Origin of the sequence: Burkholderia sp. PAMC 26561 (assembly GCF_001557535.2) — a bacterium.
Taxonomy (GTDB): Bacteria; Pseudomonadota; Gammaproteobacteria; order Burkholderiales; family Burkholderiaceae; genus Caballeronia.
The window spans coordinates 312,231-325,706 of the sequence record NZ_CP014309.1; the positions used below are offsets into that span (position 1 = coordinate 312,231).

Annotated in this window: 9 protein-coding genes and 4 pseudogenes; 5 read left to right on the top strand and 8 right to left on the bottom strand. The window is 55.0% G+C overall.

The features are described 5' to 3' along the window. Positions 1 to 1,577 precede the first annotated feature (1,577 nt). Both AXG89_RS44955 and AXG89_RS28240 read left to right on the top strand, forming a co-directional pair. Positions 1,578 to 1,904 carry a flagellar transcriptional regulator FlhD gene (locus AXG89_RS44955; protein WP_062173640.1) on the top strand — a complete coding sequence of 109 codons (327 nt, stop codon included), beginning with the start codon at positions 1,578 to 1,580 and terminating at the stop codon, positions 1,902 to 1,904. A 30-nt stretch (positions 1,905 to 1,934) separates the two neighbouring features. Then, positions 1,935 to 2,156 carry a hypothetical protein gene (locus AXG89_RS28240; RefSeq protein WP_144029438.1) on the top strand — a complete coding sequence of 74 codons (222 nt, stop codon included), beginning with the start codon at positions 1,935 to 1,937 and terminating at the stop codon, positions 2,154 to 2,156. A 273-nt stretch (positions 2,157 to 2,429) separates the two neighbouring features. Here AXG89_RS28240 and AXG89_RS28245 read toward each other — a convergent pair. Beyond that, positions 2,430 to 2,612 (bottom strand): annotated as a pseudogene (locus tag AXG89_RS28245) (IS66 family transposase); the annotation flags it as partial. Between the two features lie 77 nt (positions 2,613 to 2,689). Here AXG89_RS28245 and AXG89_RS28250 point away from each other — a divergent pair. After that, a complete protein-coding gene (locus AXG89_RS28250) occupies positions 2,690 to 3,709 on the top strand; it encodes an IS110 family transposase (protein WP_062173634.1) in 1,020 nt (339 codons plus the stop codon). Between the two features lie 264 nt (positions 3,710 to 3,973). Here the strand turns inward: AXG89_RS28250 and tnpC are convergent. The 3 genes and pseudogenes from tnpC to tnpA all read right to left on the bottom strand — a co-directional run. Then, positions 3,974 to 4,912 (bottom strand): annotated as a pseudogene (gene tnpC, locus AXG89_RS28255) (IS66 family transposase); the annotation flags it as partial. Between the two features lie 38 nt (positions 4,913 to 4,950). After that, a complete protein-coding gene (gene tnpB / locus AXG89_RS28260; RefSeq protein WP_082771619.1) occupies positions 4,951 to 5,295 on the bottom strand; it encodes an IS66 family insertion sequence element accessory protein TnpB in 345 nt (114 codons plus the stop codon). After that, positions 5,276 to 5,749 (bottom strand): IS66-like element accessory protein TnpA, encoded by a 474-nt coding sequence (gene tnpA, locus AXG89_RS28265; protein WP_062173632.1) that lies wholly within the window; start codon positions 5,747 to 5,749, stop codon positions 5,276 to 5,278. Before tnpA ends, tnpB begins: the two co-directional genes overlap by 20 nt. Positions 5,750 to 6,023: 274 nt before the next feature. Between tnpA and AXG89_RS28270 the strand changes: the two genes are divergently transcribed. After that, complete coding sequence (locus AXG89_RS28270; RefSeq protein WP_062173629.1) at positions 6,024 to 6,287, top strand: hypothetical protein; 264 nt, start codon at positions 6,024 to 6,026, stop codon at positions 6,285 to 6,287. A 28-nt stretch (positions 6,288 to 6,315) separates the two neighbouring features. Here AXG89_RS28270 and AXG89_RS43545 read toward each other — a convergent pair. After that, positions 6,316 to 6,444 (bottom strand): annotated as a pseudogene (locus AXG89_RS43545) (transposase); the annotation flags it as partial. A gap of 126 nt (positions 6,445 to 6,570) precedes the next feature. After that, positions 6,571 to 6,825, bottom strand: a pseudogene (locus tag AXG89_RS43550) (IS5/IS1182 family transposase); the annotation flags it as partial. Between the two features lie 234 nt (positions 6,826 to 7,059). On the opposite strand from AXG89_RS43550, the gene AXG89_RS28285 reads away from it, so the two are divergent. Then, complete coding sequence (locus tag AXG89_RS28285; RefSeq protein WP_179197487.1) at positions 7,060 to 8,202, top strand: sensor histidine kinase; 1,143 nt, start codon at positions 7,060 to 7,062, stop codon at positions 8,200 to 8,202. A 103-nt stretch (positions 8,203 to 8,305) separates the two neighbouring features. Here the strand turns inward: AXG89_RS28285 and AXG89_RS28290 are convergent, their stop codons facing one another. Next, the gene (locus AXG89_RS28290; protein ID WP_442861765.1) at positions 8,306 to 11,698 is read right to left on the bottom strand and encodes an EAL domain-containing protein; all 3,393 of its coding nucleotides are present in this window, start codon (positions 11,696 to 11,698) and stop codon (positions 8,306 to 8,308) included. Next, positions 11,686 to 12,903 carry a substrate-binding domain-containing protein gene (locus AXG89_RS28295; RefSeq protein ID WP_082771618.1) on the bottom strand — a complete coding sequence of 406 codons (1,218 nt, stop codon included), beginning with the start codon at positions 12,901 to 12,903 and terminating at the stop codon, positions 11,686 to 11,688. Before AXG89_RS28295 ends, AXG89_RS28290 begins: the two co-directional genes overlap by 13 nt. Positions 12,904 to 13,476 lie beyond the last annotated feature (573 nt).

Consider the following 13,476-nt stretch of genomic DNA (forward strand, 5'->3'; position numbering starts at 1 on the left):
AGCATGTCAACAACCAGGGAGCGGGCATTTGTTCGGAACGGTGGTGAGCCCATCCCTGGGCAAGTGCAGCAACACAACCGATCCTCTGGACGGTTATATACCGTGACCCTGCTATCTCCGCTGAGACCTCTTGCTAGGCCAGAATAGTCAGCTTCTTGTCGGTCGCTTTCTCTCTACGCGAGTCTTCGTCAATAGCGTTATAGCCTGGGCGCATCCAACATTCTCGCAAGCGCGTAAAACGTGCCATAGGAGGGCGATTTCGTCATGTTTGACCATGTGCGCCGCGCTGATCGATGCCGCATCCACCTTCGGGCCTTTTTTCGATCCCTTTGGTCTGCTTATCGGATTCTTAAATTGATCCTTCCATCGCAACGCAGTAATGCTATTTACCTTGACGCCCTAAGCTTCGCCGCTTGGTTAATGTGTTCGATCTGTCTTGTCGAAAACACGGAGATGCGAGTAAGCATAAAATTGATCGCCAAGCTATGGCGTTACGCCGGTAGATGAGATGATGTACCAAGCTCGCTCAGCGCAAGAAATGCTAAGAGTGATGCGCAAAATGGTGTTCGAGGCCTAAAGGAGAGCAGTGGTCAGACGTATCCAATTGACGGCGTAAAGTGCAATGGGATGTTCCGGCCGGCTAATGCAGTCTGCATCAAGTCGTACTCCGTTTCCGATGTATTCATAAGCAATAGTATGTATCTGATTTTCCCTCGTTCCGAAAGAAATGGTGTTTCAACAAAGCGCTGATGCGACATTATTTACGTACCCTCCAGTGTATAAGTTCAATGCAGCTCTATTCCAAAAAATTCACTCCCGCGGCCCGAACCGACCGGCGCATTGTCACCTATACAGAACCCCTGCGTGCGCTGGTTGTTGGCGACAACATAAATATGGCGGAAGCACTCCCCTTTGTTCGCTCGATCCGATGACGTGCCGGATTGCGCTGGGCGGCGCCCGGGCGATTGAAATAGCAACGCTTGCGTCCGTGAAGTGATGGCATTCGGACATTTCGATGCCTGAGCCGGACGGGCTTGAGGACTGCGTACGCATAAGGAAATTTGCGAACAGGCAACATCGTGATCAGCGCTTTCACCGCACTCGACGAGGCGGACTTCCGCCGGCAATCCGGCTAAGCTTCGTTTTACAGCGTCCCCGTCGCACCTGAGAGCGTTAGGTTTCCGGGTAAAGGGCCTCGAAAGCAAGCGAGGTGAGTCGAGATAATTTTTAAGCTCGTGGGCGAAGAAGCCGGCTTGCTCATTGGCTGCTACTGTTTGTTTTCCTGCAGTGTCGCGCTGGTAACCGATTCAGTGACCGCGTCCGCAATCGCATTGTCCAGGCGCTGGTTGAGCGTTCTGAACTTATAGACCGCAAAAGGTGCGTCTCGCTCGTAGGCATGATCAGTGATGGCTTGGCAAAGGTCGCCGTAGTCTGCACCACTTGACCCACATCAAAGCGGAGGTCGAGTAACGCTTTACCATGTAATGCAGCGGATGTTCCGATTTCCGACGCTTGAGAGATGCAATAAATACTGAAAAGTATCACGTAAGGTTGATGGCTAATCTGAGGGCAAGGCAATGAACACCACAAATGATTCCGCTGATTCAATTCGGGAAATCAACCTCTCGTACGTTCTGCTCGCGCAGAAAATGCTGCGTTTGGACCGGGCTAGAAGCGAGGCTCGACTCGGGGTGACAGGACGAGTGGCGGACATTCTTGTTGACTTGACAATGCCTCAGACCATGTTGCTCTCTACAGCGCCTCACCTGCTTTGCGCTTTTCGGTTCAATGAACAGTCCATATTATCGTCGCTGTTTCGTGCGGGTGAGCAAATCAAAGTTACGCCTGAGGAGTCAAAGCTGGCGTTTGCCTCTGTAACCCGAAGGGCAGCGTTATCTGTGTGAATAGTTTCGAATGATGTCGAGCGCCAACGCGTGGATGTGATGGATGACGAGTTGCTGTTGTTTGGTGATGCCGAGGTGAGCGTGGGCGCAGCCGTTAATGCTCAAACCGTCATCTCGATTCGCGATGCGCAGAGAAAAAGCTTACCGCGAGAGCTTCCGGTTGATTCGGTTGAGTGGGAAGCGGCCGCGCTCGAGTTCGCTAAAGATACGGATCGGGTGTCAACAGGCGAGAGCAATCAATCCTATTGTTGAACCTAGTAGCCGGTAGCCTGGGGCGTGCAATAGAGGCGCAGAGATCCGGCGTATCGTCTGCGGGCGACCGCAGCGACTAATGCACACGAGCATAAAGCGGATATGGCCAACGCTAACATCGCCACGATACAATCTGTGAACGCCGCAAGAATCGGCGGGAAGACGCGCCGATAAATTTGCGGTACTTGCTAAGCGTACCGCCCGGTATCGGCCGTGAAAGGACGTTTAATCCCTTTCCTCAGCGTAACCCGGAGGAAGAGCGTTTCGATTGTCGCGTGCCTCAACGGCAAACAGCTGGCCGATCAGCCGAATGAATTCACTTACCGGATGATTGCCGCCGCGCTGTTCCTTCGGGAGGTCCTCTTCGGCCTCAATCAGGTAACGTCGAGCGTGCGCCCAGCATCCGAGGTGCGCCAGTTGGTTTGTTCGGGCGATTTTGTTGTACGGCTCGTAGCCAATGGAATGAGCGCCTCCCACCCATCGTCGAATAGGAAGATCATGGAGGCTTCCAAAGCCAACTTGGAGAAACGAAAATGACGCTCATGCCTGTTGGGATTGATATTGCCAAGAATGTGATGCAACTGCACTACATTGACCAGGAGACGGGCGAGATTGTGAACAAGCCCGTCAAACGCGCGCAGTTGCTGGAGTACTTTGCAAATCGGGCGCCGTGCCTGATCGGAATGGAAGCTTGCGGCGGAGCTCACCACTGGGCGAGAGAGCTCTCGAAGATAGGGCATCAGGTGAAATTGCTACCGGCCGAGTTCGTAAAGGCATTCAACATTCGCAACAAGAATGACGCAGCCGATGCACGGGCGATCTGGTTTGCAGTACAACAGCCCAGCAAACCCGTTGCTATCAAAACCGAGATACAACAGGCTATGCTGGCCTTGCACCGTGCTCGGCAGCAACTGGTCGAATTCCGCACGATGCAGATAAATGGATTGCGCGGCATGCTGGCCGAGTTTGGTGAGGTCATGGGGCGAAAGCGTGCCGGAATGGTAAGTGCAATATCTGACGTGTTGGAGCGGGTTGCCGAGCGGCTTCCCGCCGTGCTCATCGATACCTTGCGCGAGCAGTGGAATCGGATACGAGAACTGGATGAGGCAATAGGAGGGATCGAGCGGCGCATGCGCGAGTGGAAAAAGGATGATCGCGCAGTAAAAGCCATAAGCGAAATTCCCGGCGTCGGATTGCTGACGGCGACAGCCACGGTTGCGATGATGGGCGACGCCAAGGCGTTCAAATCTGGCCGAGAATTTGCTGCGTGGATTGGGCTAGTGCCGAAGCAGACCGGTTCGGGAGGAAAGACAAAGCTGCACGGAATCAGCAAGCGCGGGGACGCTTATTTAAGAACGCTTTTAATCCACGGCGCGCGTAGCGTCGTGACTAACGCCAAAGACCCCGGGACATGGGTTCAGCAATTAAGGAAGGGCCGGTCTTGGAACGTAGTGATTGTCGCATTAGCGAACAAGATGGCCCGAACAATCTGGGCAGTGCTGGCTCGCGACCGTCCGTATCAAAAAGGATATGTGAGTGCCAAACCGGCATGATCATAATCCTGTCGAAGAACACAGTTTGCAGAAGATAACGTCGAAAGGTTGCGCAGTGATCGAGTGTGATGACAAAACAGGTTGGACCGAGACTCACGAAACCTGAATGAGCGACTGAGCGTTAAGCTCGCGTAGCCAGTGAGGTGTGAGTAAGCGGATTTCATTGGGGGCCGCAGCGGTGTGATCAGCTGTAATAAGCCCGGATATACATCTGCAACCATTCTGTCGAATGCTGAACACCGATACTTGTGCAAACGGGGGGCGCTCATATACGTCGCTCATCAACACCGCGCCGGGTTTGATGCCCGCATAGAGCACGGCGGCCTGCGCCGCGCTGCGTGTGGGACTGTAGCTGAACATTCGCACTGGTGGTCCGGTACCGTTCATCTGTGCCCACATGTAGCTCTTGCGTTGTGCAGCACGGCCTGGCTCTTTTAGTACCTGCACCGTCGTTTCATCGCCGTAGACGATGTCGGCCTCGAGCAAGTGGTCGCGCATCAGGTTAATCAGCGGCTGCACTGCCGTACCGACGCGCACTACGCTTGCTGCAAGCGTGCCGCGCGAGAGATCGCCACCGAAACGGTGCAGCAACGCGGCGATTCGGTACAGCGGCAACGCGTCAGCGAACTTACTCACAACCACCCATGCAAGCGCTGATTCAGTGAGTAAGCCCTTCGGGATAATGCGCGCAGGTGCCGGCGTCACCTTGATTCCAAGGTCGCAGCAAAGGCATGCGTATTTGATTCGCTGGTGCTGAATGACGCGAACCTGCTGCGGCACGATATCGAGTTGTTCGCTGATCTCGGCGCCGATCTCGACCAGTGCATGGCCGTCGTGTGCGCAGACGCGTTCTAATTCGGGCAACTCATGGCGCACGACCTCGCGAGGCAGCATTGGGTCCAACGGTTTGCGCCCACGCTTCTTGCGTTCATGCGCGCCGACTTCGACGCTCTGTTCCGTTTCGGTCTCTTGCACCGGCTCGCATCCCATTGCGAGCGCTTCTGCTTCGTTCAAGAAGAGGTCGCGTTGTTCAGCGCCGCGCACTTCGCTCTTGGAGGCAAACAGCTGCCGCTGATAGGCCTTAAGCTTCTCGCGCAGCAAATCGCGTTCGACTGTCACCACACGCAACTTACCCTTCATGGCAGCGAGTTCTGCGCGCAGCGCCTGCAGTTCGTCGGTAGAGGATGAGGATGGCGGCGGCATCGCTGAGTTAGACCAGCGATGCTGGTTCGCGTTTCAGCTCACGCGCTGATAATAGCGCCTCGGATGCGCGCGCATCGCTTCGATGTCGATGCCCTCGAGTAACCAGTGAAGTTGCTCTGTCGCAGTATGAGCGCCGCTTCCTTGCGCGGCCATACGAAGCGGTCCCGCTCAAGGCGCTTCATTAGAAGCCAGAAGCGGTTACGGTCCCACAGCAGCATCTTGATGCGGTCGCGCCGCTGATTGCTGAACACATAAACCGCGCGCGCGAATGGATCGAGCTTCATTGACTGCTCGACGATGGCTGCGAGCCCATTGATGCTCTTGCGGAAGTCAACGGCGTCGCGATGCACATAGACCTTCAGTTCATCGTCCAGGCGGAACATCGCACCGTTCTAGCGTCTCGATCATGGCCGATAGCAACGACGCGTCATTGCCGCTGCATTCAAACCGGAGTGTGACGCCGTTGGGCATCTGCACTGTCAACCGCGCCGACGCCAACGCGGGCGAAAGCGTCCTTGCTGCAGGGGTGTGCCGTTGTGCCTTCGCGGATTCGGGTACAACCACCGCTTCGTGACTATCGACTTCAACTACCGGAACGAAAGATGTGCCAATTGGCGCTAGGGACGTGCCAGCTAGTCGCTGCTGATGCAGCTTGATCCACTTGCGCAGCAAGTTGGCGTTGACCCCATGCTTGAGTGCGAGCCCGGCGACCGAAGCACTCGGCTCAAGACACGCTTCCACCAACTTCTGTTTGGTTTGCCGGTCATATCTGCGCTTGCCATCCCGACCAACGGTGACGACCTTCAGGCCGGTCGTTTCTGAGTGTTCTTCTGTCATGAAGGGTGTCCACTGATTCGAAAACAGTGGACATAGCCTGCACGCTCAAATCAAAGAGTTCCAGACGTCCATTTCTGCGCGCTTACTTCACATGTCGATGCGTGAGCCTGTCCGGTAAGATCCGCAGCAAAAGAACGTCGCGAGCGGCTGCAGCCGTGTTGGTCGCTGCGGTCACCGTTTGCAGTTGCACGCTTTGGGTAGTCAGCGCACGATCGCACCACTGGCAGAATAGGGTTATCCTTCACGCTAGAATTTCTGATCTTGGGAGAGCTGAATGCTGCGAAAAATGGAGGTTGACGGGTACGAGATAGCTGTCACCGCGTCTGAGGTACTCAGACCAATGCAGTCCAGCACGGCCATCGAGGGTTACCGAGTAGCCGCAGTTATCAGTAGAAATGACGGCGGCGGTGTCGTTGGTCATTTCCTCTGCGACGTTATTGCCCAGGGAGAAGTGCATTTAACGCTGGACGCCGCGCTCGACTATGGCGAACGGGAAGCCCGCGCAAGAATCGCAAGCGGTTTTACAGACCAGGTTTAGAGATAATTTTACTTTGACGAGGTCTTGTGCCACCTGTGCTGCTTTGTCTGGGGAGCAGCCCGAGGAACGCAGCGAAATCGCGTCCAGACCTGAACGTCTTCGCGTCTCCGAATTTTGCAACCAGTGCTGTAGCAGTAAGCCGGCCGATGCAAGGGACTTCTGCGATCGCGCGGCTGGCAGCTTCCAGTTTGTGACACGCATCGATGCGCTTCTCTAGAAGCTCAATATCATCCTTAATGCCGTCGATGCGTCGAAGCTGATCCTGCAGGTGCGAAGTTATTGTTTGGCGCTCGCTACGAATTGAGTACAGCACCTGCAGCGACAAAGCTCGCACCAACTTCTCTGTCGCAATGCACGGCCGGCGTCCTTTCGCGTCAGCCTCCTCCATCCGCGCGAACACATCGTCCATGGGGTTAAGGGCGTTATTGAGCCACGTGTGAATCGGACGCGACGGATGGTCCTTTGGCAGGAATACATCCAACTTCAACACCGTGAACGTCGATTTGGTAAACCCGCCTGGACCGCGCGTCCTTTCCATCGCGTTCTCGTTGGTAACATCAGCTCAACGATTACGCCTGCGTCCGGGATGACCGTTCCGCGGGGTATTTCAACAGCCTGCCGAAGTTCAGTGAGCGTTACGCCCTGGATGGTTATAGAGTAGTATGGATAACGCCCGTGTGTTCCAAGGCAAGCGCCGCGAACGCGAATCGCCTGCCGGAACACCGGACCTCCCCCTTGCTTAGATCGCGCAACGAATGAGGAGGTACGGCTCATGATGCATAATTTTCTGGCGAATAACCGTTCTGAATTAATTGAGCGGTGCAAAGCGAAGGTCGCACAGCGGCCCTTGCGTGCTGCAACGCCCAAGCAGCTGCAAAATGGTGTGCCAATGTTCCTGGAGCAACTGATCAAGACGCTCCGTGTCGAGCAGACCACCAGGCCATTGGATAGCCGAGAGATCTCCGGTCCTTCCGATGGTGAAACGTCAATGTCGGAAGTTGGAACATCTGCGGCACAACATGGCCGGGAACTACTCAGTCTTGGGTACACTGTTGATCAGGTCGTACACGACTACGGCGACCTGTGCCAGTCGATCACGGACCTCGCGTTTGAGCGTGATGCACCCTTTCAGATAGACGAGTTCCGAACGCTTAATCGCTGCTTGGATAACGCGATCGCAGACGCGGTGACAGAGTTTAGCTACCAGCGCGACTCTGCTGCAGATGAGAAACGCACTATCGAGGCGAACCAGCAGGCCGGATTTTTTGCGCACGAATTGCGTAACGCGCTCGGAACTGCATCGCTTGCGTTTGTTGCTGCCAAAGCTGGAAATCTGAGTTTTTCGGGAGCAACGGGATCGATATTGGAGCGTAGTCTGATAGCGCTGGGCGAGCTGATCGATCAATCCTTAACTGAGATTTACGTGACGGCTGGGAAAACCGTTCATTCGAAAATGTTTTCATTGGCGGAATTTATCGACGAGGTGAAGCTGGCGGCAGAGCTACTGGCTCAAGTCAAAGGCTGCAAATTCACGGTGTCCCTTGTTGACGAAGAGCTGGCGATCAGCGGGGATCGAAACCTCCTCTATGCAGCGGTTGGGAATCTGGTGCAAAACGCTCTCAAGTTTACGCACGCTCACACCGAAGTGACTCTGAACGCTTACGCAGTCGCTGATCGCATCCTTGTTGATGTCAAGGATCACTGCGGCGGGCTTCCGGCTGGCGAGGCCGAAAAAATGTTCCTTCCATTCACGCAGAACAGTGACGACAAAAGCGGACTGGGGCTTGGTTTGTCGATCGCGCGACGCAGCGTGGAATCGAATGACGGGACTCTGAGCGTAAGAGACGTGCCTGGAACCGGGTGCATCTTTACAATCAACATGCCGCGGTATTCGACGACCGCCCAAAAAAGCTGAACTTCAGCGGGCCTCTGGCAGGTGAAGATGGCTTGCTCCGCTGATTTCATCCTCGCGCCTCTCACCATGACGCTTAGGCTCGCTATACGATTAGCGACGGCCGTTAATTACACAGAGTGAGGCCAAGCATCGTCACGATCTCGTCAGCTGAAACCGGTCGGCTGAAAAGATATCCTTGCGCTTCATCGCACTCGTTCTCGCGTAGGAAAGCCAGTTGCTGTTCAGTCTCAACCCCTTCTGCGATGACCTTGAGGTTCAGCATGTGACCCAACGAGATGACGGCCATCGCAATCGCCTTGTCATCCGGGTTTGCTGGAACGTCACGAATGAAGGACTGGTCAATCTTGAGTCGGCACACCGGAAATTGCTTCAACGCGCTGAGGCTGGAATAGCCTGTTCCGAAATCGTCGATGGACATCTGGACGCCCATGGTCTGCAGCGCCTCCATTTTTATAATCGCCTGCGGCACATCTTGCATGATGAGACTTTCGGTCAGTTCCAATTCAAGGTAGCAGGCTTCCAGACCGCTATCCGCCAAGGCTCTCGCGACACGATGAGTCAGGTTCTTTTCGGCGAATTGGCGTGCGGACACGTTGACCGACAAGCGGATCAACGGCATCCCTGCGTCCTGCCAAGCCTTATTTTGCTTACACGCTGTCTGAAGCACCCATTCGCCGATGGGTACGATCAACCCGGTTTCTTCGGCTAACGGAATAAACCTGTTTGGCGAAATCACGCCTAGCTCGGGATGCTGCCAACGGATTAACGCTTCCACGCCAATGATTCGGCCAGACAGCAGATCGATCTGTGATTGATACAGCAACAAGAACTCGTTGTGCTCAATAGCCCTGCGCAATCCATCCTGCAGCACGAGCTTTTCTTGAACTTTTGCATTCATCTCGCTCGCATAGAACTGGTAGTTATTTCGCCCCATGTCCTTCGCGCAATACATGGCAGCATCTGCGTTCATCAGCAACGTATCGATATCAGTCCCGTTTTCGGGATATATCGCTACGCCCATGCTGCATGTCACCTGAAGTTTCTGTGCACCGACCTGGAAGGGCTGCGCGATCTCGTCCTGGATGCGCTGCAGCGTGTGCGCGATACCTTCCATGTTGTCGGGCGCGTCGAACAGAACGATCACGAATTCATCGCCGCCCAGGCGCGCAACCGTGTCGATGCTTCGTACGCACTTCACCATCCGGTGCGCCGCTGTTTTAAGCAGCTCGTCGCCAGCGCTATGGCCCAAGCTGTCGTTGATTAGTTTGAACTGGTCGAGATCGAGGAAAACTACCGCTACATCGCGACCGTCACGATCGCTGTGAAGCAAGGCTTGTTGGATACGCTCTTCCAGAAGTGCCCGGTTTGGCAAGCCGGTCAGCGCATCGTGAAGGGCCATGTGCCGAATGCTGTCTTCCGTGTTTTTTCGCTCTATCGCGATGCCCGCAATGCGCGTAGCGATATCAATCATCTGGGTTTCAATCGGGGCCGGCTTGCGTACTTCCTTGGCATACAACGCAAATGTCCCCATGACCTTGCCGTGATGCGACAAAATAGGAGTTGACCAGCAGGCGCGAAGGCCATATGCGCCAGCTAGTGCCCGATAGTCATCCCAAAGCGGATCCAGCGAAATATCGGCGACGATGACGGGCTCGCCCCGATGCATTGCCGTACCGCAAGAGCCGACCTTCGGGCCGATTGGAATGCCATCGAGAGCCTGGACGTAGGCGCCTGGAAGACTGGGAGCGGCGCCATGCCGCATATGCGCTCCATCAGCGTCCAGCAGCAAAATCGACGCGGTCATTCCGATCAATTGTGACTCGACAAGACGCGCCAAGCTATCCAAAACTCTGTTGAGAGGCGTGCTCATTGCGATCATCTCCAGGACCCGCCCTTGTTCTTCGCGTAGGACCCCGGCTCTCTTACGTTGATCGATATCGTGCACCACCCAGATCGCGCCCTTGGACAAGGTTGCACGATCGACCGAGATCAGGGTTCGCTCAACCCATAAAACCGTGCCGTCCCGGCGCTTGAGTTGTATGTCGCCCGCGTGCACGCCTTCGAGTTCGATCGCCGCGTAAGCCGAATCTCCATTCTCCTGATATTGCTGGTTCGATGGATGCAATCGATCGGTCGAGACGCCCGTCAGATCATCGACCTGATAGCCAAACATGGTGGCAAACGAATGGTTGCACCGGACAATGTGTCGATCTACGAGAAAGGCAATGCCCACGCCAATATTGTCCAGAATGATCTTCTGTTCCGTCATCAAGGCAACGATTTCCTCCTCTGCTTGCGAGCGAACAAGTGCCTCGTGCTGCAAGTGAGTATTTTGTGTGTCCAATCTTTCCTTGATAACGCTTAACTCAGTTGTTCTTTGCTTGAGCTGATTGCGGTCCTTCAGCAACTCGTCGACCGCGCTCGCCATCTCATCTATTTCATCGACGCGCACCACCTGTGTCGTCACAAGCGTGTCGTCGGTTGATTCTTGACGAAGATGCCGGCTAATGCCGCGCAGCCGCGCAAGTACATGCCGCCCCATGAACAAGTACGCGATGAGCCATGCCAACGTCAGGCTGCAGGTGAGTATGGCCAGCACCCACTGTTGGTTGCGATTCGAGACACCAACAAGCGCTTGGACCGCTTCCTTGTAGTCCAAGGTAAAGTAGTTGGATTGCCGCCGTGCAACTAAAACTAGTGCGATTGACTGCTTCTGCAGTTCATTGTGGAAGCGCAGCAGCCCTTCGTTCTCTTGGATGAGCCTCATCCGTAGCGAAAATAAATCCTTCGCGTAAGGATTGATACTCCCAGCTTTCCTCGACTGAAAATCGTCAGCTTTGGCTCGCACAGTCTTAGGCAAACCGTCTGTCGCCTTACCCGCCTTCTCGAACTGGGAACGCAGTTGCGTTACGTCCTCTGTGCGCTCCGCGCTGTCGAGACGATAGAGCACATTCGCCAGTGCAAATCCCTCTCGCGTGTGGGCCGCCTGAAGATTCGCAATGCGAGCTTTGAGCGTCTGCGCAAAAACGGCCTCGGTTCTCAAGGTGCTCTCGCGCAGTTGCGCCACGATATTGGCGGTACTGCGAAACAACTGGCTCGATTGCTGTAAATCGAGAACGTCTACATTTTCGCTAAACGCGCCTACGCGCGTCACAAGGCGGTCAAGCGTGTTCAACTGCACAACCATGTCGGAATAACTTGAATGCATCGTGTCGAGCGATCCAGTGTTGAGCAACTGATAGGTCGAGCGTTCTATCAACACCGTCTGTTCAAGCAGGTCCTGTACGTCCTGCATGCGCACCAGCCGTTCTTCTGTCAGTTGTCGCGCAGCGATGCTCGAAGTTCGCAGGGTGTAGACAGCCGTCATGGCGCCCGCAAGGATCAGCAATGCCAACACTGAAAGCGCGAGGGCGAACTGGCCGCGAAGCGATCTTGGCGTCATGCGACGGAGCATGCTTGCTACCATGTCGGTCAAGGCCAACCCTAACGTTTCCATATGCGCCGATAGATGTCCCTATAGTCATTTTCAGGGTCGTACTGCAAGCGGTCGCCACCATCGAACGCAATATTATTGGTGTCGACAAGGTGAACCGCCGCCACGAAGCCGCTGACCGGCTTGCCTGCAAATAGGCGGTTCAGCTCATCTACGAGTTGCCATCCTTGCTGATTGAGCGGTTCAGCTACAGTTCCGGTTTGATAGGTTTTCGCCTGGATACGTAGAAACGCGGTGGCGCTACCGTCGCCGGCTGACAACAAGCTTAGTCCGTTGCTGGGCACGCCAGCCTTGGTCAACGCGGGAGCGGCATAATCGAAGTAGATATCGTTGATGGCAAGCGCGACCGTCCAACGCTTCCCATATCGCGCGAGTAACTCTTTTGTTATCGCCGGCACTTTCTCGCCGCTTTCAGAGATGGCAACGTCGCGCACCTCCAGCAAAGTGCATTCTTTACAGGCATGGATGACAGCTGCCATGGCATTCGATTTGGTCAGCGCAATTTCGAATTTGGAATCCGTCAAGATTACGACCCCAGCATGACCGTTTGACTGCGCCACCGCTCCCAAGGCAGTCACGCGAGCGACTTCTACCGGGTCTGTCGTCACATTCATTGCGACGGGCGTGTCGGCAAGAGGACCCGGCTTTGACCCGGCATGCCACGCGACGATCGGAATTCCCCGACTCGCGATCCGTGCGAGCTGACTGTTGCTGTCCTGTGCGTCGGCGCCACATAAGATGAGACCGTCCGGGCTTGACGCCACTGCTCGTTCGAACGCCTTCAGGCGGCCGGCTGATGTGCCTCCGGCGTCGAATATTTTGAGTGACCAGCCCATCGTCCGGGCAGCCTCGCGCACCCCCTGTGCGACCCCGAGGATCCCGCCATTACGCAGATCTTCCGATATGAAAGCGATACTTTTTCCCGGTTGCGCGGATGGACCCGATTCAGGCCCAGCCCACGGAACGCCGTGCAGCGTCGCTTGGGCGATAATCTGTTGCGTTTGGGCAAGGGTTAAGGGAATGGCCGAAGCGGGTTGTCCCGAAGCCGACAGCGGGTTACTCCGGGCAAGTTGCGGTACGCACAGGAAAAGGCAAATGCCAGCAGTTTTGAGTACGGGCAGAACAGCCAGGATGCGTGGAGCGCGGATGAACAAGGCTTTAAACGATATCAACCAACCAGTACCTTTACTTTGTGGCTTAAATGACATCACACCGCCTTGACTTACTTCGCTTATCTGATCCGGCCCTCGCGCGAAACAGCTTAAATGGGCAATTTTGCTCGTACTAGCACATGCCCCAAGCTTTCCACAAACGACCAACCTACCGACTGCGTTCCGATTTTTAGCCGCAAATAGTTTTCCTAAAAGCGACGGAAGCGATTTACTGAACGAAGCATGCAAATCAGATGCCGTGCGTATACGGTGCCCTATTTCCCGTAGGAATGTTTGCAAAATAGACCCAGGGATGTGAATTAATGTGAAAACGTTGTAAGAAGCACGATTAGCAATTGAGACGGATGCCATTGTGCAGGTTGCGTCGCGGATCGCGTAGGACGACTTGTCTCAACGCGACAAAGGAAACTGCGCCGGCTGAATCGATATGCGATTGCCTGTGGCGTGACAATCTAGTGATGTATGCACTCCATGGCATTAGTCAGCAAATCAGTTGCGACTAACAATTGTGGTCGTCGCTGGTCTCGACGCCTACAATCAAAAGAAAGCGACCTGCGTAAGCGCGCAATTTGGATTAATGTGGTGGTAACGACTGCACCAGATTTCTAC

Coding starts and splice junctions, on each gene's coding strand:
- AXG89_RS28290 (WP_442861765.1), bottom strand. CDS start 11,698: ATGGAAACGTTAGGGTTGGCCTTGACCGACATGGTAGCAAGCATGCTC.
- tnpA (WP_062173632.1), bottom strand. CDS start 5,749: ATGACAGAAGAACACTCAGAAACGACCGGCCTGAAGGTCGTCACCGTT.
- AXG89_RS28270 (WP_062173629.1), top strand. CDS start 6,024: ATGCTGCGAAAAATGGAGGTTGACGGGTACGAGATAGCTGTCACCGCG.
- AXG89_RS28295 (WP_082771618.1), bottom strand. CDS start 12,903: ATGTCATTTAAGCCACAAAGTAAAGGTACTGGTTGGTTGATATCGTTT.
- tnpB (WP_082771619.1), bottom strand. CDS start 5,295: ATGTTCCGCCTGGACGATGAACTGAAGGTCTATGTGCATCGCGACGCC.
- AXG89_RS28250 (WP_062173634.1), top strand. CDS start 2,690: ATGACGCTCATGCCTGTTGGGATTGATATTGCCAAGAATGTGATGCAA.
- AXG89_RS28285 (WP_179197487.1), top strand. CDS start 7,060: ATGATGCATAATTTTCTGGCGAATAACCGTTCTGAATTAATTGAGCGG.
- AXG89_RS44955 (WP_062173640.1), top strand. CDS start 1,578: ATGAACACCACAAATGATTCCGCTGATTCAATTCGGGAAATCAACCTC.